The sequence below is a fragment of the Commensalibacter communis genome (assembly GCF_947179015.1).
GTDB classification, from domain to species: domain Bacteria; phylum Pseudomonadota; class Alphaproteobacteria; order Acetobacterales; family Acetobacteraceae; genus Commensalibacter; species Commensalibacter communis.
Genome location: NZ_CAMXCM010000003.1, coordinates 14,001 through 38,443, shown reverse-complemented (window position 1 = coordinate 38,443; position 24,443 = coordinate 14,001). Strand labels below are relative to the sequence as shown.

22 protein-coding genes are annotated in these 24,443 nt (G+C 33.7%); 9 read left to right on the top strand and 13 right to left on the bottom strand.

The genetic code is table 11. The annotated features are described in order from the left end of the window. Positions 1 to 4: 4 nt before the first annotated feature. The 3 genes from PQG54_RS06905 to PQG54_RS06895 form a co-directional block, all read right to left on the bottom strand. Complete coding sequence (locus tag PQG54_RS06905) at positions 5 to 469, bottom strand: hypothetical protein (protein WP_271790240.1); 465 nt, start codon at positions 467 to 469, stop codon at positions 5 to 7. A 179-nt stretch (positions 470 to 648) separates the two neighbouring features. Continuing rightward, a complete protein-coding gene (locus tag PQG54_RS06900) occupies positions 649 to 1,116 on the bottom strand; it encodes a hypothetical protein (RefSeq protein ID WP_271790241.1) in 468 nt (155 codons plus the stop codon). 37 nt (positions 1,117 to 1,153) lie between these two features. Next, positions 1,154 to 1,291 (bottom strand): hypothetical protein, encoded by a 138-nt coding sequence (locus tag PQG54_RS06895; RefSeq protein ID WP_271790242.1) that lies wholly within the window; start codon positions 1,289 to 1,291, stop codon positions 1,154 to 1,156. A 249-nt stretch (positions 1,292 to 1,540) separates the two neighbouring features. Here PQG54_RS06895 and PQG54_RS06890 point away from each other — a divergent pair, with 249 nt between their 5' ends. Continuing rightward, on the top strand, positions 1,541 to 2,152 hold the full coding sequence (locus PQG54_RS06890; protein ID WP_271790243.1) for an SMI1/KNR4 family protein: 612 nt from the start codon (positions 1,541 to 1,543) through the stop codon (positions 2,150 to 2,152). Positions 2,153 to 2,334: 182 nt separating this feature from the next. On the opposite strand, the gene PQG54_RS06885 is transcribed toward PQG54_RS06890, so the two are convergent. Both PQG54_RS06885 and tgt read right to left on the bottom strand, forming a co-directional pair. Further along, a complete protein-coding gene (locus PQG54_RS06885) occupies positions 2,335 to 2,949 on the bottom strand; it encodes an ankyrin repeat domain-containing protein (RefSeq protein ID WP_271790244.1) in 615 nt (204 codons plus the stop codon). 165 nt (positions 2,950 to 3,114) lie between these two features. Next, positions 3,115 to 4,248 (bottom strand): tRNA guanosine(34) transglycosylase Tgt, encoded by a 1,134-nt coding sequence (gene tgt, locus PQG54_RS06880; RefSeq protein WP_271790245.1) that lies wholly within the window; start codon positions 4,246 to 4,248, stop codon positions 3,115 to 3,117. A 250-nt stretch (positions 4,249 to 4,498) separates the two neighbouring features. On the opposite strand from tgt, the gene PQG54_RS06875 reads away from it, so the two are divergent. The 3 genes from PQG54_RS06875 to PQG54_RS06865 all read left to right on the top strand — a co-directional run bounded on the left by PQG54_RS06875 (position 4,499) and on the right by PQG54_RS06865 (position 6,865). After that, the gene (locus tag PQG54_RS06875; protein ID WP_271790246.1) at positions 4,499 to 5,311 is read left to right on the top strand and encodes a tetratricopeptide repeat protein; all 813 of its coding nucleotides are present in this window, start codon (positions 4,499 to 4,501) and stop codon (positions 5,309 to 5,311) included. 65 nt (positions 5,312 to 5,376) lie between these two features. Beyond that, positions 5,377 to 5,976: a TetR/AcrR family transcriptional regulator gene (locus tag PQG54_RS06870; RefSeq protein WP_271790247.1), complete on the top strand. Its 600-nt coding sequence runs from the start codon at positions 5,377 to 5,379 to the stop codon at positions 5,974 to 5,976. Between the two features lie 19 nt (positions 5,977 to 5,995). Further along, on the top strand, positions 5,996 to 6,865 hold the full coding sequence (locus PQG54_RS06865; RefSeq protein ID WP_271790248.1) for an arginase family protein: 870 nt from the start codon (positions 5,996 to 5,998) through the stop codon (positions 6,863 to 6,865). Positions 6,866 to 8,201: 1,336 nt separating this feature from the next. Here PQG54_RS06865 and PQG54_RS06860 read toward each other — a convergent pair. After that, positions 8,202 to 9,008, bottom strand: coding sequence for a polysaccharide pyruvyl transferase family protein (locus PQG54_RS06860; protein ID WP_271790249.1), 807 nt, complete (start codon positions 9,006 to 9,008; stop codon positions 8,202 to 8,204). Between the two features lie 120 nt (positions 9,009 to 9,128). On the opposite strand from PQG54_RS06860, the gene PQG54_RS06855 reads away from it, so the two are divergent. Then, positions 9,129 to 11,774 carry a glycosyltransferase gene (locus tag PQG54_RS06855; protein WP_271790250.1) on the top strand — a complete coding sequence of 882 codons (2,646 nt, stop codon included), beginning with the start codon at positions 9,129 to 9,131 and terminating at the stop codon, positions 11,772 to 11,774. Between the two features lie 73 nt (positions 11,775 to 11,847). Here the strand turns inward: PQG54_RS06855 and pdxT are convergent, their stop codons facing one another. The 3 genes from pdxT to PQG54_RS06840 form a co-directional block, all read right to left on the bottom strand. Continuing rightward, a complete protein-coding gene (pdxT, locus tag PQG54_RS06850) occupies positions 11,848 to 12,423 on the bottom strand; it encodes a pyridoxal 5'-phosphate synthase glutaminase subunit PdxT (protein WP_271790251.1) in 576 nt (191 codons plus the stop codon). 1 nt (position 12,424) lies between these two features. Next, positions 12,425 to 13,312 carry a pyridoxal 5'-phosphate synthase lyase subunit PdxS gene (gene pdxS / locus PQG54_RS06845; protein WP_271790252.1) on the bottom strand — a complete coding sequence of 296 codons (888 nt, stop codon included), beginning with the start codon at positions 13,310 to 13,312 and terminating at the stop codon, positions 12,425 to 12,427. Positions 13,313 to 13,415: 103 nt separating this feature from the next. Beyond that, positions 13,416 to 14,090 carry a hypothetical protein gene (locus PQG54_RS06840; protein WP_271790253.1) on the bottom strand — a complete coding sequence of 225 codons (675 nt, stop codon included), beginning with the start codon at positions 14,088 to 14,090 and terminating at the stop codon, positions 13,416 to 13,418. Positions 14,091 to 15,100: 1,010 nt separating this feature from the next. Here PQG54_RS06840 and PQG54_RS06835 point away from each other — a divergent pair. Further along, positions 15,101 to 16,159: an alpha/beta hydrolase gene (locus PQG54_RS06835; RefSeq protein WP_271790254.1), complete on the top strand. Its 1,059-nt coding sequence runs from the start codon at positions 15,101 to 15,103 to the stop codon at positions 16,157 to 16,159. A 54-nt stretch (positions 16,160 to 16,213) separates the two neighbouring features. Here the strand turns inward: PQG54_RS06835 and PQG54_RS06830 are convergent, their stop codons facing one another. Further along, on the bottom strand, positions 16,214 to 17,113 hold the full coding sequence (locus tag PQG54_RS06830; RefSeq protein ID WP_271790255.1) for a hypothetical protein: 900 nt from the start codon (positions 17,111 to 17,113) through the stop codon (positions 16,214 to 16,216). A 72-nt stretch (positions 17,114 to 17,185) separates the two neighbouring features. Between PQG54_RS06830 and PQG54_RS06825 the strand changes: the two genes are divergently transcribed. Next, positions 17,186 to 18,580 carry an aminotransferase-like domain-containing protein gene (locus PQG54_RS06825; RefSeq protein ID WP_271790256.1) on the top strand — a complete coding sequence of 465 codons (1,395 nt, stop codon included), beginning with the start codon at positions 17,186 to 17,188 and terminating at the stop codon, positions 18,578 to 18,580. Positions 18,581 to 18,598: 18 nt separating this feature from the next. On the opposite strand, the gene PQG54_RS06820 is transcribed toward PQG54_RS06825, so the two are convergent. Then, entirely contained in the window at positions 18,599 to 21,127 is a 2,529-nt protein-coding gene (locus PQG54_RS06820) for a tetratricopeptide repeat protein (RefSeq protein WP_271790257.1), read from the bottom strand. Between the two features lie 116 nt (positions 21,128 to 21,243). Next, complete coding sequence (locus PQG54_RS06815; RefSeq protein WP_271790258.1) at positions 21,244 to 21,723, bottom strand: DUF2938 domain-containing protein; 480 nt, start codon at positions 21,721 to 21,723, stop codon at positions 21,244 to 21,246. Positions 21,724 to 21,813: 90 nt separating this feature from the next. On the opposite strand from PQG54_RS06815, the gene PQG54_RS06810 reads away from it, so the two are divergent. Continuing rightward, the gene (locus PQG54_RS06810; RefSeq protein WP_271790259.1) at positions 21,814 to 22,584 is read left to right on the top strand and encodes a Holliday junction resolvase-like protein; all 771 of its coding nucleotides are present in this window, start codon (positions 21,814 to 21,816) and stop codon (positions 22,582 to 22,584) included. Positions 22,585 to 22,732: 148 nt separating this feature from the next. Continuing rightward, positions 22,733 to 23,500 (top strand): Holliday junction resolvase-like protein, encoded by a 768-nt coding sequence (locus PQG54_RS06805; RefSeq protein WP_271790260.1) that lies wholly within the window; start codon positions 22,733 to 22,735, stop codon positions 23,498 to 23,500. Positions 23,501 to 23,504: 4 nt separating this feature from the next. Here the strand turns inward: PQG54_RS06805 and PQG54_RS06800 are convergent, their stop codons facing one another. After that, positions 23,505 to 24,398, bottom strand: coding sequence for a LysR family transcriptional regulator (locus tag PQG54_RS06800; RefSeq protein WP_271790261.1), 894 nt, complete (start codon positions 24,396 to 24,398; stop codon positions 23,505 to 23,507). Positions 24,399 to 24,443: the final 45 nt, after the last annotated feature.

Here is a 24,443-nt window from a genome sequence, read left to right as displayed (position 1 = left end):
AAGATTATTTTAGTTTATCAAGGTCAAAGCAATTTTCTTGTTTCATATTATCTATTATTGTTGACACATCTTCTATAAAAGTTTTTTTCATCTCTTCTGAACTGCCTGCATCAGTAAAAGAATTAGGATGTTTTCCGACTCTTAATCCAACATTTACAGGTTGAATAAAATCTAAATGGGCATAAGGATCTGGCATATAATTCGTTAAATATTGTTTCTGTTTCTTTTTAATAGCACCAATAACCATTATATCCTCCAGAACACATTGATTCATATTATATTTTTCGCTATCTTGATCTACTTTAGCATAACATCCTTCAACGATCTGCATGGCTTGCTTTAGATCATTCGCACAAAACGCAGGTTTTAAATCATTTGTTACTGCTTGGACAACTTGCTCCCTACCAGATTGAGCCTGTGCTGTTAATGGGAACAACACCAGTGACAAAGCCATAGCAATTTTTTTCATTTTATTCTCTTTTCTATTCTATATATTTATTCATTACATTATTAATTTTAGTGAATTTTATCAATATGAAAATATTTCTCTTGATATAATGCAATTACGGCGTCTGTTATCCATATGAAGTGGTTATGGTTTTTCCTATGACAATATATACTTAACTAAGGATGTGTCTGTATAAGAAATTATTTTAATTTATTAAGATTCAAACAATTTTCATATAGTAAAATTTTTGCGACTTTTCCACCTACCATTTCACCTACTTGTTTCATTCCTGAGAACCCTGTAATATTTGTCATCAAACTAGGATATTTTGTTATTCTGCCAACATAATTTTTCATTTTTATAAACTCTAAATCAGCATATGGATCAGTCTGAGCTTTATCAAGATATTGCTTTTCCTTTATTACAAATATACTCATCAGAAATATATCTTCTACCACGCATTGATTGATATTTTCATGCTCTCTATCTTCATCCACTTTTGCATAACAACCCTCAACAATTTGGGTTGCTTGTTTCAGATCATTCGCACAAAAAGCAGGCTTTAAATCATTTGCTGCGTTTTGAATAACTTCATCAGAAATTTGCACTTGCGCATGCGCTGTAAAGGGAAACAACGCCAGGGATAAGACAATCGCAATTTTCTTCATTTTATACTCCATATTTTTATCTATTAAAAATTATAACTTAATGGATTTCATCTGGATTAAAGCAGCCATCTTTATGTAATGCAAGGGCAACGCGCATCGTATCATTATAAGGTTTTTTACGCATGATTGCTGATGCTTTATTATCGTATGAATATGAGTTTCTATACTTTGTCAATTGCCGCTGAATACTATAGAGGTGCGAATAATTTTGATGGATACTTGCAGTTTCTGATCGATCAAGATTTTAGTTTTATGACTGAAAAGAATGATGACGAGTAAATAACAAACAAACCTATAGAATATTTCCAACCTGATAGCGTGATTATATAATTTTAGATTGAAATTAACAATAATGCTTATGGAATAATCAATTCATTTCTATTAAGATTAAATTCCAATAATTGATTATATTTAAAGGCACATTATGTCATTGGTAACAGATTATATAAATGGATTGAAAGAACATTTCACCGCTGAAGACACAAAATCTTTTCATAAAGTCCGCAGTGCATCAATTGACAATATAAACAAACTCAAAGCAGCCTATCCTTTATGTCCTGATAGTTTAATTGATTTTTTGAGTATTGTAGATGGCACATATCATCGTGATTATGGTGATGGAGATACCGTCTGTGTTTATATGCTGGGATCTGATGTCTATGAATACCCCTATTATTTATTATCTGTGAAAGATATGCTGCAAGAACGCAAAAAAAAAGATCGCAGCATTCGTGAAATATATCTAGGTAATGATGAAGAATCTGAAGATGTTTTAGAAGAATTCGTAGAAGTTGACCCCAGAATTAATACCCGTGTGCCCTTTAACAAGCATTTATGCTTTTCTCATTGCATGAATAATGGAGGGACCTCCAAATTATATATTGATTTTAATCCAACCAAAGCGGGCAAAGTCGGGCAAATTATTCGATATCTCCATGATCCCGATAGTTATGTTATCATTGCAAATAGCTTTGATAATTACTTACAAGAAATCATCAATAATGATTTTGAGTTTATGATTGAAGAGGATGAGTAAGTTTTCATTATTTTCCATCGATTTATAAAATGACATTTAGTAAGCTATTTAGTTTAATATAATGTTACGATATTTAAATAATAAATTTACATTTCGAAATAAATTAGCATTAATCTGTTAACATCCTCTTCACTAAGGTGTCTAACTTTAGCTGTCTAATCCTTGGTTAACTAAAAGCAAGATTACTCTTTCGCACCAGATTTAATCAAAAGGTCAACCATATCTTGATATCCTTTTTGTTTGGCATGGTGTAATGCGCTGACACCTTCGCCATCAGGGATATTAACGTCTGCACCTCCCTGAATTAAAATCTCTGCAATTTCAGTATATAAGGGCGATCCATTGCCTAGAATAATGGTTTCTAGTAATGCCGTCCATCCCAATTTATTAATATGATTAGGATCAACACCCGCTTTTAACAAGATTTTAACCGTTTCTGGATGACCCTTTTCTGCTGCGGGGATGATGGTATTGCCTCCAAAGCGATTAGTATCTTTGATATTTGCACCATATTCCAAGGTCAGTTTTAAAATATCATTATACCCTTGTGCACCAGCTAATAAATAAGGCGTGTCTTGGATATTATTTTTGGCATTTACATCAGCACCAGCATAGATCAAGATTTTTGCAATCTTGGCGTGGTTTTGCTGAGTTGCAATCATTAGTGCGGTTCTACCCTCATTATCACGAGCTTCTAATGCTTCGGTTTTAACAAGCGCCATAACTTGTTTAACGTCATGATTGCGCACCGCTTCGTGCAAAGGGGTAGATTGTGCGTTACTATTAGCAGTCATCATTAAAACTCCTATCATCATAAAGATTGTTATCAACAAATACCATAATTTAACGTATAATTTATGACTTAAAACCATGATATTCCCTATCAAAAGTAAAATATTACATTTTATTCGTAAATTATACTAAATATTATTCGATAATGGTAAGAATTAATTTCATATCACTTATAATTTAGGTTGATTATGATGCGTCCAATTCGACCGTAACGTAGCAGCTGTTTGGGTTAAATTATCTTCTATAATCGCTTGACGAATAATGCGCATTAAACGCTGATAATAAGCAATATTATGCCATGTTAGTAACATCGCCCCAAGGATTTCTTTGCTGCGGAATAGATGGTGAATATAGGCACGGCTATGTTTCGAACAAGCAAGGCAGTCACATTCTGGATCAATAGGATTAGGATCATGAATGTGACACGCATTTTTCATATTCAGAGTGCCATGACTGGTATAAGCTCGCCCAGTACGCCCTGCACGAGTTGGCATCACACAGTCAAACATATCCACACCACGTTCAATGGCACCTAACATATCATCAGGCGTGCCTACACCCATTAAATAACGGGGTTTATCGATTGGCATTAAATGGGTTGTGAAATCAAGCGTAGAGAACATTTGTTCTTGGGGTTCACCGACCGCTAATCCACCGATTGCATAGCCTTCAAAGCCGATATTGGTTAATGCTTCGACACTTTCTGCACGTAAATCAGGTTCAATCCCTCCCTGCACAATTCCGAATTGTGCGTAACCAGGTCGGTTTTTAAATTGTTTCCGAGAACGCTCTGCCCAACGCATCGACAGGCGCATAGATTTAGCGATCGTTTCATACGTGGCAGGCAGCGCAGGACACTCATCAAAGCACATGGTAATGGTGGCATCCAAAAGATACTGAATGTCCGTAGAGCTTTCAGGCGTTAACCGATGTGCCGATCCATCAATATGGGAACGAAATGTCACACCGTCTTCATCTAATTTACGCAAGTCTCCCAAGGACATGACCTGGAACCCGCCTGAATCAGTCAAGATTGGGCCCGACCAATCCATAAATTTATGCAGCCCCCCCAATTCATGCACTAATTCGGCGCCTGGGCGTAACATTAAATGATACGTGTTCCCCAGTACAATCCCAGCACCTGTCGAGCGCACAGCATCCATGGTCATAGCTTTGACAGTGCCAACTGTGCCAACAGGCATAAAGGTCGGGGTTTGCACGTCTCCATGTGCAGTATGTAAAGTTCCTGCACGAGCATTGTGATGTTGTGCTTGTTTAGTCCAGTGAAATTTTGGTTCGGTCATATCTGTGATTTGCATAAAATTGAATGGATAACGTCTTTATATAAATTTATGCGCTGAAAAGAAAGAAAAGATTAATATTTTATAAGGAATGTCTACACTTTAAAATTAATTAAATAAAGTTTCAGAAAAATAATATTCTTTTCATAAAAATACATTTATATTTCAGCGAGGAGATAGCCCTGTAATACAACATCGTACTTATCAAACAGATATAGGGGCTAGATAAAACTTTAGTAAGGTATAAAATTATATGAATTTATCTAAGTATATCTTTTTAATATTTTTTGTTTTTATGGGTTTTATACCTTATTCTTTTGCTATTGATACAAAACAATCAGAAATTTCAGCATTAGAACAACAAGCTAATAATGGTGATGCTGATGCTCAGTTTGAACTTGGTTCTAAATATTACCAAGGGAAGGGTGTTTCTCAGGATTATAATAAAGCCATAGAGTATTTTATTAAAGCTGGGGATCAAGAGGATACTAATGCATTGTATAATCTTGGTATTATATATTTGAATGGTCAGGGTGTCTCTAAAGATTATAGTAAAGCTATAGACTGGTTTACAAAAGCAGCTAATCTAGGATATATAAAAGCTCAGTATAATCTTGGGGTTAGGTATCAAAACGGTCAAGGTGTTTCCCAGGATGATAGTAAAGCTATAGAGTGGTATACAAAAGCAGCCAATCAAGGAAAGGCAACGGCTCAGTATAATCTTGGGGTTATGTATCAAAATGGTCAAGGTGTTCCTGAAGATGATCGCAAGGCTATAGAGTGGTATACAAAGGCAGCTAATCAAGGCGATATTGATGCTCAATATAATCTTGGGGTTATTTATTCTCAGGGTCAAGAAAGTATTAGAGACTATAAAAAAGCTATAGAGTGGTATACAAAAGCAGCTAATCAAGGAAAGGCAAAGGCTCAGCTTAATCTTGGGTTTATGCATTTGAATGGTCAAGGTATTCCTCAAGACAAAAATCAAGCAAAAGAATATTTTAAGCAGGCTTGTTTAAATAAATTTTTAAGAGCTTGTAAAGCCTATGAAAAATTAAATGATTGACATCCATCCATTTAATCCCATTATTTAATGAGTGATCGTTCATTCAGTAAAAGTTAAAAAAGATTATGGTTAATCATCAAGAAAAAAAAGCGGATACAAGGCAAAAATTGATTGTCAGTGCAGCGAAATGCTTTGCCGAAAAAGGGTATGAGGGATGCTCTATCTCTGATATTTCAAAAGCGGCCAAAATTAGCCAAGGCAGCATCTATGTGCATTTTACAAATAAAGAAGAATTATTCCTTTATATCATTATCGAAGATCACATGAGTGCAACTAAAAAATTACAAAATGCTTTGGTAACAGCGCCTTCTTTTGATGCATTACTTGCAACTTTACTTGAATGTATTCGCGATGTTTCTTATCCAATCGATCATCGATTATGGACAGAGATCCTTGCACAAGCAACGCGAAATCCTGCAGTTCGTTCGGCTTTTTTGGCGAGTGATAAAATCATGAGAGAAGCCTTTATCAACTTATTTAAAAAAGCTATCGAGCTGGGGCAAGTTGACCCTCAAGAAGATTTAGAAACAGTTTCAATCTGGGTTTATTCGATGGTTGATGGGCTTATCGCAAGGACGGCTTATGATCCTAATATTGATCTAGATACACAAATGCCAATTTTTGAAAAACTTATTCGTCGGGCTCTTGGAGCCAATAAAATTTAACGATGAAAGGAAGAATATCATGTCATCTAATCAAACCTTACGTCTGTTAATGCCACAATGGCAAGGGGGCAATCATCATGCTTATCCATTGGGTGCACGATTGTTGGAATGGTTAGCGCCAAAAGGCAATAGTCCAACCGTTGAAGTGCCAGTGAAACCCTGTAAGGCACCCTCTCCCTTAAGAGAAAATGGCATTGTTGAGCAAAATGCTTTGTTAGCTCAACTCCAAGAGTGTGAAAAAATTATAAAGCACCATAAACCGAAAAAAATTGTGGTTTTCGGCGGAGATTGTATGGTTGAACAGACACCTATCAGTTATCTGAATCAACTTTATGATGGTAATTTAGGAGTTTTATGGATGGATGCACATCCTGATGTGACCACTCCAAAAGAATTCCATCATGAACATGCGATGGTTTTAGGAAATTTATTAGGCGAAGGCGATCCTGTATTTGCTGCCAAAGTGCCTGTTAAATTGAACCCAAACAAAGTCATGTTTGGCGGTTTACAAAAAACAACAGAGCAAGAAATAGAAATCATTCAAAGATTAGGAATGCGTCATGCCAGCCCTGCTGATTTAGCCCATGACAGTTCAGCAATCTTAGGTTGGATCAAAGAAGAGAAAATCACGAAGCTATTTATTCATATTGATCTTGATGTCTTGGATGCAAGTTTATTTAGATCATTGTTATTCGCAGACCCTACCAAAGATCCCAGTGCTTTTTATCATTTTCCTCAGGGTGAAATGAATTTGTCGCAATTAGCGAGAGTTGTGCAAGATACGACTTTGGTCACGAATATTGTTGGATTAGGGATAACAGAGCATATGCCGTGGGACGCAATCCATTTACAAAATATGTTAAAGGATTTCCCTTTGTTAAGTGATTGATATTCTAGGATCAAAATCGTTGAGAAAATTAGCGATAAGTTATGACTAATTTTCTCAACAAAATTAATGCGATATTACTTGATAAGAAAAATAATTATATGAATATATATAGTTTCATGATTAATATATCATCAAATTATAATCACTTAATGTTATTTCCTCTATTGGATTATCTTTATCATTTATAAGATATGAATCTTCTTAAAAAGGGTATATTGTCTAAAGTAGAAATATAGAAAAAATCCATTTTCTTGATATTTTAAATCAGGATAAAGTTTCTTCAATTTTTTGATAAAACTACCAGCACTTAGTTCTTTATTCAGCTTGCCTTTGTATTCGTTCAATACTGACAACTGGCATATTTTTCCTTTTAATAAATTAGCGTGGATAATCAGACTATATAAAATATATATTTTAAGAAAAAACGGTTCTATAAATTGAGTTCTTAACTGTCCTTTATGATAATAAAAAAACCAGATGTTTTATATTCATGACAACTCATCGCCAAGTTTTACGTCCTCTATAGAATAGGTATCAATTCTCGAAGCTAATATGTTTTGTTTATTAAGCACTGATATTATAAAATCAGTTATATCAAAGTAAGTAAGATTGAAAAATGATTTCACATTCTTCTTTTTATTTGAAAGCATTGAGTTTACTTGGCTGCTGAAGTGGAACAGCATAAAGACGGTTCAGTTCTCTATCCTCTTGAACACTATCAGAAAAACGAATGAATTTTAGTAGATAATTTTTTTAGAATTCTTCGTAAAATTAAGACATTTCGTTAATCTTTTTTTGTCTATTTTATGGACATTTAAATGCTCTATTTTTCTTGTAATAAGAAAGTGAGGAATAAAATTGTCAATATCACGATCATTATAAAAAATGTTAAATAGTAAAAAAAATCTTATATTTACTTTTGGCGAATTTTGTAGAAGCATATATATATATTGATTTCATTTAATTAGAAAAAATCAAATTAATAATAACAGTTTGAAAACTTAATAGTCCCATTTGGTTTATTGATTTATCGGCTCTACAATATCGTGATTTGAGTGGAGTTTCTTCATAGGTTTCATAGTCTTGCATAAGATTACCCAAATCGCTCAAGTTCCCTTTTTTAGCAATTTTTTATACAGATCAAACACTCATTGTCCAATTTATGATTTTTCATATAAGGCGAACAAAAAGAAAATAGCATGGACAAGACCACGCTTAATTAGCCTAGTTTCAACCATCAATTCTTGCTAACTTGTCTTTGATATTGGCTCAATAGTCTTCCTTCTCCATCACTTGATATAGCTCTGCTTCAAGAATAATGAGATGAAGCATTATGTTATTTAATAAATATAGTATTTGGAAACATATTTAGAATAGAACGGTTAAAAACAGCTTCGTTTTTATAATAAGAGTTCGGATAGAATTTAACATTCATATTTAATAAAGACCCCAAAATAGCTATATGTAATCGATCAGTATTAACCACTTTAAACTCTCTTAAAAAGCTGATTAAAGAACGTGTAGAGTTTCTTGCTAAACTGATATTTGCCCAATAATCTCCATTCCAAGATAATGAAATATCATGATTATTTTCATGCTTCGAATTAAAATTAGATTCATCATCAGTTCTAAAACAGTTTACTTCTCCTTTAAGAGAAATAGGTGTTTTTTTATCTAAATATTTTCTTAAGATTAACCCAAAAGCCATATCATGCGTTAATAAAACTGATTTATTATCTATATACCCTAAACTGACTATTTTATTATATGTAATTTCCTCTCGACAGCAAATAATGAAACGATCTTGATTATTCACAAATAAGTCATCATAGCCAAGAATCGTATGGGGTAAGATTATTGTTTTATAGAATGATTTATACTGTTGATTTATAAAATTATATCCATCCATATATAATCCTTCAATCAAATTTCCTCCACCAGCATATATTAAAATATCACGCTGAGAATTATAAGTTTCTTTATCGCTCCAAAAACTAAAAAGTAATCGGTTTTTTTCAAAATAATCATAAGTGGCTGCTGCGATCACACTGTCACCAGCATTTCCAGGATTAGATTTGTATATAAAGCGATATTTATATTGCAATTCATTTAGTATCTTAGATAAAGTATCATTATAAATCATATGGCGAACTCCTGACACAAAAAAGCTATTTTATTTACCTATTCATAGTATAAACGATCTCATAAAATGTCTCTATGAAAATCACAATAAGACCAATATTAGATAAAAGTAATGTAAGTCATGAACAAAACCTTAATAATTACCCCTAATATAGATGATTCCATTCACAATGGCGACATTGGAACTGCGTTTACCTCGTTGTCACACATGCTTGTCTCAGCAGAGCATTTAATCGATATATTATATGTAACACCAGCTTCAGAAATGGATAATAAACCAATTGAATATTGGGGGGAAATTTATAAAAAAAATAATATTAATTTTATTCCGCTTGATTTGCCAAATGATATAAATTTTATAAGTCCACACTTTAGAAATATTAGTTATCTTGTCTATCTTTGGTTAAAGAAAAATAATAATTATCAAACTATTATCAGCTGTGAACGGCAGGCTCAACTTTACTATAGCTTACTGGCTAAAAAACATGGATTAAACTTTCTTAATACGAGCTTCGTTATTAATACACAAGGTTCAACGTTATGGACTAATGAAGGGAATTATCAGCTTCCGTCTGAGAGAGATCATATTGAACTCTACTTCATGGAACAAAAAGTTGTAGAGATGGCAGATGAAGTCATTAGCTCTTCACAATATTTACTTAATTGGATGACTAATAGAAAGTGGAAGCTTCCCAAAAAAAGCCAAGTCATCTTAAACTGTGAACCGTTTTTACCAGAAAAACCCAATGTACCGGAAAATAAACTTAGCAAAGAATCCTATTTGCAATCAAAAAAAGATTTACAGGAAAATAATACTAAAAAAGTTGAAATTGTTTTCTTTGGTCATTTAGAAACCGCAAAAGGCTTGGATATTTTCTTAAAATCATTAGAATTACTGACTTTGGAACAACTTGAAGCAATTTCTAGAATTACTTTCCTTGGAAAAAATGTTGGCATCCAAGGTGTTGACTCTGTTTCTTATATCAATGATAAAATCAAACATATACAAACCCAAATTTCTGAAAACATTAATCCCACACAGCTCAAGCAATTTCTATTGAACGAAAAGAAAAGGAGTACCACACAAAGAGCAGATAAAATTAAGAACTCAACCGGATCGAAAGTTCTTAAACTTGATTTAACAAAAAAAATCAACATTCTCAATACCTACAATCGAATACAAGCATATGACTATATCCAAAAGAAGAATGTACTTGTGGTTATCCCTTCTTTAGTTGAAAACTCTCCTTACACAATTTACGAGTGCTTATTGCATAAAATTAATTTTATTGCTGCTGATGTTGGTGGGATTCCTGAATTAATAAAACAAGATCAACGTGAAAACATCTTATTTAAAACAACGCCTGTAGAACTCTATAAAAAGCTTTCTTATAGATTAATATCCTTACGGGTTAAATCGGAACTGGTTCAGGATTTAAACGCAATTCATCAAACTTGGCTAAAGGAATTAAATAAACCAGTTACTGCTTTACCTTCACTAAATATGCCTACACAAACCCCAAAAGTAAGTGTTTGTTTAACCCATTACAACCGTCCTAAATTATTAAAACAAGCCATCACATCTTTGCAAAATCAAACTTATGAAAATTTCGAAGTTATTCTGGTTGATGATGGTAGTAGAGGTAAAGAAACACACCAGTATTTAGACTCAATTCAACCTTATTTTAACAAAAAAGGCTGGAAAATAATCAAAAGCACCAATAATTATCTTGGTGCAGCGCGTAACCTTGCTGCACGACATGCTCAGGGTGAATATTTACTATTTATGGATGATGATAATGTTGCTAAACCTCATGAAATAACCACTTTTGTGCGAGCAGCTTTGAATTCTAAATGCGATATCCTCACGACACCAAGTGAAATTTTTTACTCAACGCAATATCCATCTGATCTAGAAGAGACGACAACATATTGGCTACCGATGGGTGGGGATCTGAATACAGGAAGTATTCTAAACTGTTTTGGAGATGCAAATGCATTCATTAAAAAACAAGTATTTGATGATCTAGAAGGATTTACTGAAGATTATGGTGTTGGACATGAGGACTGGGAATTCTTTGCCAAAGCAGTATCCAAAGGATATCATTTAGAAGTTGTTCCAGAATCTTTATTTTATTATCGTGTATTAAGTACTGGAATGTTCTTAAGTGGAGATAACTCAAAAAACCTTTTTCGTAGTTACCGCCCCTTTATTGATCCAGATGGAAAAACGTCCTATGTATTGGGACTAGTACCAGCCTTATACGACAAAATTGTTTATTTGGAAAATGAATTAAACCGCTGTAAGCCCCAGTCTCAATACAATGAAATTTATGCTATTAAACGGCAATTAAATAATTTATTTTCACAACAAAAAGAAGGTTGGGCTAATGATCGCTTTAATATATTAAATGAAAAAATCGATACCCTCTTATCTGAACGCAAAGAGAGCGTAACTATTGATAGCCTAAACATGCTGAATGAAAAAATCGAAGCTCTGACATCGCAACAAAGAGAGGGTTGGGCTAATGACCGTTTCAATGTACTGAATGAAAAAATCGAAGCTCTAACGTCCCAACAAAGAGAGGGTTGGGCTAATGACCGTTTCAATGTGCTGAATGAAAAAATCGAAGCTCTGACATCCCAACAAAGAGCCAATTGTGCCGAGGAAAAATTTAAAGCCCTCGATAGTAAACTTAATAGTATCTTGGAAACTATTGAACAGAATAGTAAACAAAATTTACTTAAAAAGTATTTAAAGAAATAAAATTGTTATCGTATTTGGTTAATAGTAATACAACTATTAACCATTTAAATCATTTTAGATGTGAAACAAAATATTATGGGATAATTTTGGACATAAAATATCCCGTAACTTGGTTATTATCGGTCAGTTCTGGATGGAATGAGCATACCAAAATATTGCCTTGCTCTGCCATGACAATTTTATCCTCGTAAGTCGCCAAAGTTTTTACCCCTTGCCCAACAGAGTCAATAAAAGGCGCACGAATAAAAACAGATGGAATAGCTTTGCCAACGTTCTCGATATCTAAATCAACCTCGAAGCTATCGACCTGACGACCAAAACCATTGCGTGTTACGGCAATATCAATCAGGTTTAGTGGTTTCAATTTCTCTCCACCATCGGTAATGCCAGAACCACACAGGATTAATCCTGCGCACGTTCCAAATACTGGATTGGTTTTTGCAAATTCTTGGATTGCTTCATATAAATTGACTTGTTGGATCAAACGACTGATCGCTGTTGATTCACCACCAGGAATAATTAGCCCTTGAACCTGTGCCAAATCAGCTGGAGTTTTAACGGCAATGCCTTGTCCACCCAGTTGATTGATCTGACTGATATGTTCACTGACCGCCCCTTGCAGGGCTAAAACTCCAACTTTCTTTTTCATTTTATTGGCTTCTATCTTGCATACGGTCTGAACCGCTTAGGTTCTTCATTTCAATTCCCCTCATAGGCTCACCTAAACCTTTTGAAAGTTCTACGATCATTTTATAATCTTCGAAATGCGTTGTTGCTTGAACGATTGCACGAGCGAATTTCTCTGGGCTGTTAGATTTAAAAATACCTGAACCAACAAACACACCATCCGCACCCAAAGACATCATTAATGCTGCATCTGCTGGAGTTGCAATCCCACCTGCTGCAAAATTCACAACTGGAAGTTTACCTAAATCTTTGATTTGTTTTAAGAGTTCATAAGGCGCCCCCATATCTCTGGCAACAACCATTAATTCATCATCAGAGGTCGCAACAACGTCTCTGACTTGAGCTTGTACCATACGCATGTGACGAACGGCTTCAACAATATTTCCTGTGCCTGGTTCACCTTTGGTACGAAGCATAGAAGCACCTTCACCAATACGACGGAGTGCTTCGCCAAGATCACGACAACCACAAACAAATGGCACTGTATATTGGCTTTTTAATAAATGAAATTCATCATCTGCTGGGGTTAAGACTTCACTTTCGTCAATATAATCAACGCCCATTGCTTCTAAAATACGTGCTTCGGCAATATGACCAATACGAGCCTTTGCCATCACAGGAATGGTTACTGCTTTCATGACTTGTTCAACAATAGTTGGATCAGCCATACGAGCCACTCCACCGGCAGCACGAATATCAGAAGGAACACGTTCCAATGCCATAACCGCAACTGCGCCTGCTGCTTCAGCAATTTTTGCTTGTTCAGCATTCACAACATCCATAATCACGCCGCCTTTTTGCATTTGAGCCATGCCGCGTTTTACGGTATCAGAACCAATCTTTTTATTCATTTTTCTCTCCAATAATAGAATTGACCCTATCATGCAGAAAAAAGAGAGAAATGACAACAACCAATTGGATTGTTTTTTACCCATCCAATTTGGTGTATTTACATTAATCAATAATCAACCCGTTATCTTCAATCTGATCTAGTTTAAACTTTAACAACTCTTTTTGAACGGTTTCTTGTAACCTATCCAATGACATTAATGAATGTATAGATTTTTCCCATCCCTGTTCGCTAGAAAAACGAATTTTTGCAGCATCAGGCCATTGTTGAATAATAGATTTATATTTATTAATTCTCTGCTCAATAGCCTGCCTATCATATTGACACCAAAATAAGAGCAATATATTTTCTGTCATTACATGAATTGAATACCCTTTATCTATAGTAATAAAATGTTGATAATATTGGTCTAATGCTTGGCAATAAAGTTCTCTTACAAAAGCCAACGGCACTTGTTTCTTAAACGCTGAAACAAGCTTTTCAAATTCAGAGGCGTGTCTTAAAACACTTATTGACTCATTGGCTCCTTTTTTCCCTTTTAAACAAATAAGAGAACTAAGCCCAATAGTAGGAGCAACAGTCATCAAAGAATGTGTATGAAAAACAGGAACATAATGTTCTCCAGCATAAACTGGTTGTAAATAAACCCCTATTAAAATAGGACCGTTTCTTTTAATAAGATGTAATGTTTTGTAATTTTGATAATTCTTTAACACACTCTTCCAATCGGATGTGATTATCTTTTTTTCTGAAGCCGTTAATCTTTTTAAAAATGCCATAAAATTATTCCTACCTAGAAAATATAGCTAATCCTCTATATCCCAAAAACTATTTTTTTTTGAATATTCTATTTGGAACACTTTTAAAGTATCATCAAAATCTTATGATTATTGAGTATATTCACCTTAATATAGATAATTACTAAAAAATCTATTTTTTTCTGCAAATACCACTTGTTATATAAATGTTTATAACTTCATATTTATATAAAAAAATATGCGAAAAATCATTAATTTACATATTGTTTTGATGATTTAATTTAAACTGAATTTTACCAATGCTATAAGTCATTTTATAGTCGATCTAAATCAATAAATGAACTTACTCAGTCACAATGAAATATTCAGGACTCTATTTATAAAAATTAAAATGAACAATTAAAGAAATATATTTTAATGAGTAAATAATATAATATTAATCACTTACCAAAACATATTTTAAAATGAATAAATGTTATGTAAGCTATTTTGATATAAAATTATTATTAAAATGCTATGAAATTATTATTAGCCTAATAACATTCAAGAATTTCTTATATTTTAGATATTATCAACTTAGTGTTAGGAAAAGCTGAGACTATCAGTTTTTCTGCTTGAGTTTACTATGGCTTCTAGTGACATGTCTTTGCCACCTCCTACTCTCGAATACAATTTGGTTTATTTATATCATTGCAAAACTGAACTATTGTTTCATAATCGAACGAAACATTGTCTTCACATGTGCTAATTAATCATTATAAACACTGGTACAAATCACCATGAAGCCAGCAGAACAGGATTCATAAGACTGTTATCATACGGATAAAATTTTGTAGACAAATAGATTGTTACTGAAACTCTGATAATAATCTCTATATTTTATTAAATTTTTAGCATATATTTTAAACATTTCAAAATATATACAATTCTATTGTTTTTCCTAATTCTCTACGACACCTATTGACTGAGAGTATACTCTCAATTCTAGGATGGTAACAGAATCTAGTTTTTACCATTCAAAAGGATCGTCAATGATGGCGCGATATTCACTCAGAAACTTACTTTTTATCAGTCTATTCAGCATATTGTGCCTCTATCCTTTTTTATCCGTCAAAGGTGCAGACATGTCCAATCAAGCCAATAATTTTTATCAAAGCCATGAAGTCACTAGCCAAAAAGTGACTTTTCAAAATCAATATCATATGAATGTTGTTGGTAATTTATTCTTACCTAAAAACCTTGATAAAACCATCAAACATCCGGCCATTATTGTTGGACACCCAATGGGTGCGGTCAAAGAACAAAGTGCCAATTTATATGCGATAAAAATGGCAGAACAAGGATTCGTAACTTTATCCTTAGACCTTTCTTTTTGGGGGGAAAGTGCTGGTACACCACGCAATGCTGTGTCCCCAGATATTTATGCCGAAGATTTCAGTGCCGCCGTTGATTTCCTTGGTAATGAATCTTTTGTAAATAAAGATAAAATCGGCGTTATAGGGATTTGTGGCAGCGGTAGTTTTGCGATCAGTGCAGCTAAAATTGATCCTCGCTTAAAAGCTATTGCAACCGTCAGCATGTATGATATGGGGGCTGCTAATCGTCACGGATTAAACCATTCTTTGACTTTGGAGCAAAGAAAGCAAATATTACAACGGACTGCTGACCAACGTTATGTTGAGTTTCAGGGCGGGAAAACTGAATATACCAGTGGAACGCCTGAAAAAATCAATGAGCATTCTAATCCGATTGAAAAGGAATTCTATGATTTTTACAGAACCCCAAGAGGTGAGTTTATTCCCAAAGGTCAGGATCCAGCAACTAATACGCACCCTACCCTGACCAGCAATATCAAATTTATGAATTTCTATCCATTTAATGATATTGAAACCATTTCCCCTCGCCCTCTTTTGTTCATTACTGGCGATCATGCTCATTCGAAAGAATTCAGTGAAGATGCCTATAAAAAAGCTGCAGAACCAAAAGAACTTTATATCGTTCCTGATGCTGGGCATGTGGATTTATATGATCGTGTTGGGTTAATTCCTTTTCAAAAATTAACCGATTTTTTCAATCATTATTTGAAATAGAATAAATAATATTACACAGCATCTTAAGAAGATATGATGTTGTGTAAATTCAAGTTACTCTTGAATACCTAATTGCTTTAACGCTTCTGCTTTGCGCTCTTGTTGTTTTCTTTTTTCTTCATCTTGACGTTGTTGCTCTGCTTGTTCTTTTTTTCGACGATCATCAGCTAAAATCCGGTTTTTTTCATCATCCTCTTTGTAAATCTCTATACTGGCAAAAAATTTAGGATAATCCGAACTACTCTTCACTTTATCCGCAGCAATAACCTCAGTAATAAAATTAACATGAATTTTGGGATCTTTTGAGGATGTAAAATAGTATTTCTTGGCAATACCGGCACCACCACCACGTCCATGTTTACCATATTGATATTGAATATCCTCTTTTTGTACGAATACTAAATGCAAAGCATGTTCATATATTTTCTTATTCCATAAAATTTTTACCGTATTGTAACCAATTTGATCGTTATAACCATCATGTGTTGTTGGATATTTACCATCATCAAAAAATGTAATTAGAGCATGATTCCATTTTTCTTTTCCTATTCGTTCTTTAATAAATGAATCATATGATATATCTAAATTAAGTGATCCTTTTTTATAACGAACAGAACGAATTTCTAATTTTTCACCTGAATGATTAACTATTAGATCATCACGACTATCCAAAGGAATAATATCTTCAAAAAAACTTTCTTTTCCAACTAAACGGCTAGAAACAATTTCTGAACCCCGATTGATTATTAAAATCAGATTTTTCTCATCTTTTGGTGACAATATGTTAGTCTTGTAAAACTGTGCTTCTTCAGGGTAAGCTATAGGATAAAATACGTCACGCACCATATCGAAAATCAAGTCACCACAGAAATAGAGAACCGCACCAACAATAATAAAATTTAGTATAATTGATGTTCTTTTATCGGGTTGATAAGTCACCAAATTTCCAGTCATTTGAAAAATGTTATAACTTTAATTAAAGAGATTCATTTTACCTATACTATTTTTATATGATAGACAAATACCATGTGGCATCTTCCTGTATCTTCCACCCACCCCTTATATAAACAAGTCATTGATTTAATCGAACAAGCGATTGTAAATGGGCAATTATCGCCAGGGGAACAATTGCCTTCTGAACGAAAAATGAGTGTGTTATTACAAGTTAATCGTTCAACGATCATTCATGCCTTGAATGAATTAACCGATCGAGGCGTGATTATTCGTAAGATTGGAAGTGGCTCTTTTGTTAATCCAGATAAATGGGGTTTACAAACACATCCTTTAATGAATTGGCAACCTTTAAAGTCGGCTTATACACAATTTCCCAAAGATGATTATGTTTTACAAGTTCAACATTTGCGCAAAGAATGCATCGAACAACAAAAATCAATCCAAGATATGGCAACGGGGGATCTTTCACCAAATTTACTGCCTGATTTGAACTTAACAAATTTACCCATCAAAGACCTTTTGTCGTTGGAACAAGATGATGAGACAGCGCAGCTTGGGCTTTATTCTTTTCGTCAAGCAGTGCAAAACCATATGCACAAACGATTGGGATTAAAAGTTGATTTATCTGAAATATTAATCACTACTGGCACACAACAAGCATTATTTTTGATCTCTCAAACCCTATTAAAGCCTGGAGATCGCATTGGTGTAGAGGCTCCCTCTTCTTTTTATCGCCTACCAATCTTTCAAGCTGCTGGGTTGCGAATTTGTGCGTTGCCTATGGATGAAAATGGCGTAACTTTACAAGGCTTAAAAGCGTTGGTTCAAAAACATCCAATTAAAATGGTGTTTTTAAATCCTTTGTTCCAAAATCCCACGGGGTCTTGTATGGATCAAAAACGGAAGCAACAAATACTAGAATATTGTCATCACTATCAGATCCCACTAATCGAAGATGATGCGTGTAGCATGTTGTCTTTTTCATCGAATGTGAATATCACGCCTATCAAGGCTTTTGACACGCATCAACAGGTTATTTATATGGGGTCTTTGTCAAAATATATGGGCAAGAATATTCGTGCAGGTTGGGTCATTGCCCCGAAATCCATTATTGCTCAACTGGCACATATTCGCCAGCAAATTGATGGTGGATTAAGTGTTTTGCCTCAATTGTTAGCCGAGCATTATTTACGACATCAACAGGATCAACATTGTAGCCATTTACAACAACAACTTGCTTTAAAAGCAAAGCTATTATGTGAGTGGTTGCAAACCAATCATCATAATGATCTATCCTTTACCCCACCGCAAGGCGGATTATATTGTTATGCAAAGTTTCATGAGGATAAACTTAAAAAAATACCAAAGATTTTGCAAAGCTGGTTAACTCAAAAAATCACCATCGCCAAAGGTGAAGAATTCGGTGGAAAAGCTGGGGAAATTCGGTTTAATTTCTCACAGTTTTAAGGATGATATAATCGAATCCTATGCTAAGGGCATATCTGATTTCTTAATAGTTGGAATTTTAATATCATTATTCGCCATTCCTTTTTCTCGCATTTTATCAATCCAGCATTTCTTTAGATTCAATTCAGCTCTTGGATCTGCTTTTGGACCTAGATATATTCTCTCTAAATAGTTTTGAGATTGCCCATCTTGTGAATATTGATCGGCAAGATTTGTTCCATATTCAACGTAAACTCTATCTCCACCCTTTTTTATGACATCGTCCAAAATAGATGTCACATATAAAATACGACATTCAGCCTCCTCTTCAAAAGCAGCATGTTTGGTTAAATAAATGATAGGAAGTAAAACTGTCGCTATTGCTTTGTAAATTTCATCTGGATTAGAAATTTTCTCTTCTTCCATTACGTTCTTAATTTGTTCAACCTTATCTTTTATTTGAACAAACAATTCTTTAATATCAGTTGTTATCTGGTTGATTGTTTGAATATACTCGTTCCAAATTGTGTCAGGTTTTTTGATTGTATCATCAAAATAAAATGAGAGTTCACTACGATGCGCTATACTAATGTAATCTGTTTCTGGATTCATATAAATACAACGAAATAGTTGTAATTTTTTACGAGTGCTTTGCTTTTTAAGGTCATTATTTGACAATGCATTATTTTCTTTTTCCTTTGTGATAAAATTATTAGCCGTTGAGGATGCACTATCGGCTAGTAAGCTCATATTACTAAAAGAACTCCTCTGTGGATCAAAAGCAGAATCAAAAAACTGATGATTCATCACTAAGCAAAGCCCAGAACCATCTTTTCCATCTTGTTTCCCATATAATCTAAATTGATTTAATGAATTTTCGTTAAAAGTAAAACTGGTTAAAAAAGCCATGCTATTGTCATTGTAATCAAGCGGTATTTTCCATTCATTAAGAAGAATTTTCCCTTCGGTTGGATCATTCATATAATTTGCAATACCTAAGTGAAAGCTACCATTTTGGATAATTTTCTCTGCAACCTCAACTCTAGTATAGTGAGCAAAACAATTTTCTTTATCTTTAAAATCTTTAAAATTAATATGTAACTTTTGTTGAATATCTATCGTATATTTACAAAGATAATCAAATAGAATAAATATTTTTTCTATATTCTTTTTATTAAGGTGTAATCGATTATTTTTCAGGCAGATAACAATTTTTTGTTTAATATAAACACCTAAACCATTAATATAAGTATCACTTTGAAATAAGTTCTGGCACTCTAAAAAATTATCCCAATAAACAATTGTAAGATTTATATCTTGCGAAGATAGAGCTAGCTCGTACTGAGCATTAGCATATACTACTTCATGATCTTCTCGATTAACATTGCTCCAATGAATACGTGCTTGTTTAATATCCTCTTTATCTAAAAATAACTGACCTAAACCATATTGTGCTTGGGCATATATTTTCTTATCAACTTCAGGACCAATTTTCTGAAAATACTCAATTACCTTTTCTCTTTTTTTTTCAATCCAAAAAGAATACCCTAATGCATATTGCGCTTGCATATATGTTTTTTTATCATCTTCCAAACAAACATTATTCCAATATTCACGTGCTTTTTGCATATCCCCATTTCGAGAATAAAAACTACCTAAGTTATATTGTGCATAAGCATAAGCAGTTGCATTTCCCTTTTTAAAGACGTTTTTCCAATGAACACAAGCCTGTTCTAAATTTCCTTCTATAGAATAAAAACTACCTAAATTATATTGAGCTTTAGTATATATTTTCGCGTCATCTTCAGGGTTAATCCTTTTCAAATAAAGACTAGCTTGTTCTAGATCATTTTCTCCACTGTAAGAATTCGCTAGATTAAATTGCGCTTGGGCATAGATACGTTTATCAATACGTTCAATGTTGTTCCAATAAACACGCGCTTGTTTTATATTGTTCTCTTTTAAAAACGAATTTCCTAAATTATATTGAGCTCTAACATATGCTTCTTTATTATCCTCTGGATTAACATTGCCCCAATAAATACGTGCTTGCCCTACATCTTCTTTATCATCAAATAGCTTACCTAAAGCAACTTGTGCATCTGCATAAATTTTTACATCATCTTCTTTAAGAACTTGATTTAAATAAACTTCAGCATTCTGCATGTCTCCTTTTTCAAGAGAAACAATCCCCAGATTTAATCGAGCCGTAGCATATGCTTCTACACTATCTTCTCGAGGCACATTCTGCCAATACTTACAAGCTTGCTTTATATCCCCTTTCTCTGAAAATAGTGGACCGAGAGTAACTTGGGCAGCCATATAAAACTTTAAGCCATCTTGTTCTAGAACTTGATTTAAATAAACTTCAGCACTCTGTGTGTCTCCCATTTCAAGAAACGCAATCCCCAGATTTAATCTTGCATTCGCATATGCTTCTATACTGTCTTCTCTATGAACATTTTGCCAATATATACAAGCTTGTTCTAAATCTCCTCTTCCATACCAAGAATTCCCAATATTTAATTGCTTCAAAGCATAACCGCTTGTATTATCTTGATCGTTCATAGAGCTCACTTTATCCTTTACAAAATTTAAAATGCATACTGCATGCTGGATATGCTATAAATTTAAAAAAGATTTAAATAATCGAAATAATTTATAACTTCATATTCAATCATAAACTATTCCAACAACAATGCCGTTGCATACATTCCCACAGCAAAAAATGTATGTGCGACCAGCCCAAGAACACGGACAGTCCAGGCATTGGGTAACTTAGACGCTGCAAAGCCAAGTCCTAGGCCTGGTTGAAGGATAAACCAGCCTGCGCCCAATGTGATAATCCCCCAAATCCATACTGGAAGGAAAGTTGGATTGGCAAACCATTCATGGCCGCCATAAAGCGCGAAAATAACGCCATAGATAATCCCTACCGCATAATGAAAAATCCAACCTAATGCCAGTTCATGTTGATAAGGCGTTAACTCATCAATCGTATCATTGAATAATTTACCGTCTTTTAGATTCCAAACCCATCGCCCTATGGGTGCCCAGTTGGCTCTGGACTGTCCTGGTAAAGACCCAAATATCACATCCCAAATATCCAAGACAATGGTCGCACCAATTCCAATTATAATGCCGTCTATTATTAAGCTCATCATATATTTCACTCATTAACAAATTGTTTTAATTTTCAGAAAACTATATCGTCATCTTGTTAAAAATAGATATAAAAAAAGAGTGAATATCACATGAACATTATTATCATGATCGCTTTAATCGTCATCATTGTTTTATTGATACGATATAAAGGGCAATTAGATACAATTAAGTATCTAAAAATAAAGCATAAAGATAAAACAGTAAAAGCAACCAAACAAGCCTTAACCAGCTCCAGAAATAGTTTTAAAAGAGAATTGGGCGAACTCTTTTGCCCTTTCCAAAAGGGATTTCCCTATAAAGCGCGAGACTGCATATTCATTGGAAATCCTATCGACTATATTATATTTAATAATTTAGAGGCATATCGTGCAGGTCAAAAGGAAATTGACGAGATAGAAATCGTTTTCTTTGAAGTCAAAGCAACCTATTCGGCAAATCTGTCTAAGGTGCAAACTGCAATAGAGCATACTGCCTTGGCTAAAAAAGTTCAATTTCAACTTTATTCAGATTCAAATCATTCCCGCGATCGTTTTACAAAAGAACAAAGTGAACATTTCTGCCCTTTTCAAAGCGATTTTCCTTATAATCCACGGGATTGTCGTTTTGTGGGCAATTCTATTGACTATATTGTGTTCAATAATCTACAAGCCTATCGTGACGGTCAAAAAAGCGTAGATGATATAGAAATTATTCTTGTTGGTATTAAACCAAATAACTCACCTGATTTATCCAAAGTCCAAAATGCTATTCAGCACGCTATTGCCAACAAAAGAATCAGATTTAAAGTCTATAAATATGACGATAACATTGTAAGTAAAGCCAAAGCAACATTGATTGATAAATACTACAATTATTTATAAGGTAACCATTAATTTTGACTGTCCATACAAACTAAATATCGTTTTAAATAAATCGTTATATAAAAATAATGAATTGTTTATATTCCTATAAAATTATATACACAGTTGCAACAATAAGTTTATATAAATAAAAGGAATATTACAAAATATGTTGAGTATAATTATTATTATTTTATTGATATCAATTATTATTTTAATACAAAAGAAAGCTCAAATTGCTAACAATGTATCAGAGATCCAACGAGATTATGAACAAAAAATATATGAATTAAAAATAGCATATGATAATGAACTTAAAATCAAAACTAAACAAGCACTTGATCGATCTCGATATACACTCAAAGGTAATATCAGCGAAATATTTTGCCCCTTTCACAAAGGGTTTCCATATATGGCTGCTGATTGTACATTTGTAGGAAAGCCCATTGATTTTATTATCTTTAATAATTTAGAAGCATATCGTGAAGGTCAAAAAACAATTGATGATATAGAAATCATTTTTGTTGAAGTCAAATCGAACCATCAAGCATCCCTATCCAAAGTGCAAGATGCCATCCAAAAGGCAGTTCAAAAAGGCAAAGTCAAGTTTGAAACCTATAAATATGATGAGCTTACAATTCAACAAAGCAAAATAGCAGTCAATCAGATTGAAACAAATATAGATGTTGTTAAGCCACTAGACTTGTCCGAGTTAGATAAAAAATATGATAAAAGTGAAGCAACATCAGAAATAATGGCAAGAAGAAGAGAATATCCTCGACATTCTAAAACTTGGTCAAAAGAGGAAGAGAACATGATGATAAACAAAATTACCGAAGGTTTTAACTTAAATAATTTATCTATTTTGTTTGGACGATCTTGCACCGCATTAACCATTAAATTAAATGCCTTAGGGGTCGATATACAAGATATATAAGCAATTATCCGTATAACTCCACCGCCATTGCTTGATCTATAAAAGATTGAATATAAGACAACTCTTGATCCTTTTTACGTATTCCCACATGAATATGCTTGGATATGCCATGTTTCCCTAAACGAACGGGTGCAATCTTGAATTGCTTCATATTTTCTTTGACCAACCACAAAGGCAAAGCTGTTACACCACGATGGCTTTCAACCATTTGCAAGATAATATCGGTTGTCTCAATCGTTTTATGTTGATGCGGCACTATTCCCGCAGGAATCAGAAATTGGCTGTAAATATCTAAACGATCGGCTGGCACAGGATATGTAATTAAGATTTCGTTCAATAAATCCGTAGGTTGAATATATTTCTTATCCTTTAAAGGATGATTTTTACCGACAACTAAAATCTGTTCATAATCAAAAACAGGCTGGAACAATAAATCCTCTTTAAAAATAGGATCAGGCGTTACTAACAAATCTATTTCATAATTTTCCAGCGCATCCAACCCACCAAATTTAAATTTTTGCTTTACATCAATATCGATATTTGGCCATGCTTCTAAATAAGGGGAAACGACCTTTAACAACCATTGATAACAAGGATAACATTCCAATCCAATTCGTAAATTGCCCGCTTTACCCTCGGCATATTGCTGGATCATCATTTCCGCATGATTAAGCTGTGGCAAAATACGACTGGATAACGATAATAAATACAGCCCTGCTTGAGTTAACCGCAAATATCGACCATCCCTGACCCACAATGCCACACCCAATTGTTGTTCTAGTTTTTTTATCGTATGGCTTAATGCAGATTGGCTGAGGCATAATGTTTCAGCAGCTTTGGTCAAAGATTTTTGTTTATCGAGCTCTTGAATAATTTCTAAATGAATAATTTCCAGCATATTTTTATCCCTGTTGATTATCACGAACCATACTATGAATATAAT

Excerpts from the sequence above, each read along its gene's own strand:
- PQG54_RS06810 (WP_271790259.1), top strand. The coding sequence starts at position 21,814 with ATGAACATTATTATCATGATCGCTTTAATCGTCATCATTGTTTTATTG.
- PQG54_RS06900 (WP_271790241.1), bottom strand. The coding sequence starts at position 1,116 with ATGAAGAAAATTGCGATTGTCTTATCCCTGGCGTTGTTTCCCTTTACA.
- PQG54_RS06820 (WP_271790257.1), bottom strand. The coding sequence starts at position 21,127 with ATGAACGATCAAGATAATACAAGCGGTTATGCTTTGAAGCAATTAAAT.
- PQG54_RS06825 (WP_271790256.1), top strand. The coding sequence starts at position 17,186 with ATGTGGCATCTTCCTGTATCTTCCACCCACCCCTTATATAAACAAGTC.
- PQG54_RS06805 (WP_271790260.1), top strand. The coding sequence starts at position 22,733 with ATGTTGAGTATAATTATTATTATTTTATTGATATCAATTATTATTTTA.
- PQG54_RS06890 (WP_271790243.1), top strand. The coding sequence starts at position 1,541 with ATGTCATTGGTAACAGATTATATAAATGGATTGAAAGAACATTTCACC.
- PQG54_RS06870 (WP_271790247.1), top strand. The coding sequence starts at position 5,377 with ATGGTTAATCATCAAGAAAAAAAAGCGGATACAAGGCAAAAATTGATT.
- PQG54_RS06905 (WP_271790240.1), bottom strand. The coding sequence starts at position 469 with ATGAAAAAAATTGCTATGGCTTTGTCACTGGTGTTGTTCCCATTAACA.
- pdxS (WP_271790252.1), bottom strand. The coding sequence starts at position 13,312 with ATGAATAAAAAGATTGGTTCTGATACCGTAAAACGCGGCATGGCTCAA.
- PQG54_RS06840 (WP_271790253.1), bottom strand. The coding sequence starts at position 14,090 with ATGGCATTTTTAAAAAGATTAACGGCTTCAGAAAAAAAGATAATCACA.
- PQG54_RS06855 (WP_271790250.1), top strand. The coding sequence starts at position 9,129 with ATGAACAAAACCTTAATAATTACCCCTAATATAGATGATTCCATTCAC.
- tgt (WP_271790245.1), bottom strand. The coding sequence starts at position 4,248 with ATGACCGAACCAAAATTTCACTGGACTAAACAAGCACAACATCACAAT.
- PQG54_RS06815 (WP_271790258.1), bottom strand. The coding sequence starts at position 21,723 with ATGATGAGCTTAATAATAGACGGCATTATAATTGGAATTGGTGCGACC.
- PQG54_RS06875 (WP_271790246.1), top strand. The coding sequence starts at position 4,499 with ATGAATTTATCTAAGTATATCTTTTTAATATTTTTTGTTTTTATGGGT.
- PQG54_RS06800 (WP_271790261.1), bottom strand. The coding sequence starts at position 24,398 with ATGCTGGAAATTATTCATTTAGAAATTATTCAAGAGCTCGATAAACAA.
- PQG54_RS06865 (WP_271790248.1), top strand. The coding sequence starts at position 5,996 with ATGTCATCTAATCAAACCTTACGTCTGTTAATGCCACAATGGCAAGGG.
- PQG54_RS06885 (WP_271790244.1), bottom strand. The coding sequence starts at position 2,949 with ATGATGACTGCTAATAGTAACGCACAATCTACCCCTTTGCACGAAGCG.
- PQG54_RS06860 (WP_271790249.1), bottom strand. The coding sequence starts at position 9,008 with ATGATTTATAATGATACTTTATCTAAGATACTAAATGAATTGCAATAT.
- PQG54_RS06835 (WP_271790254.1), top strand. The coding sequence starts at position 15,101 with ATGATGGCGCGATATTCACTCAGAAACTTACTTTTTATCAGTCTATTC.
- pdxT (WP_271790251.1), bottom strand. The coding sequence starts at position 12,423 with ATGAAAAAGAAAGTTGGAGTTTTAGCCCTGCAAGGGGCGGTCAGTGAA.
- PQG54_RS06830 (WP_271790255.1), bottom strand. The coding sequence starts at position 17,113 with ATGACTGGAAATTTGGTGACTTATCAACCCGATAAAAGAACATCAATT.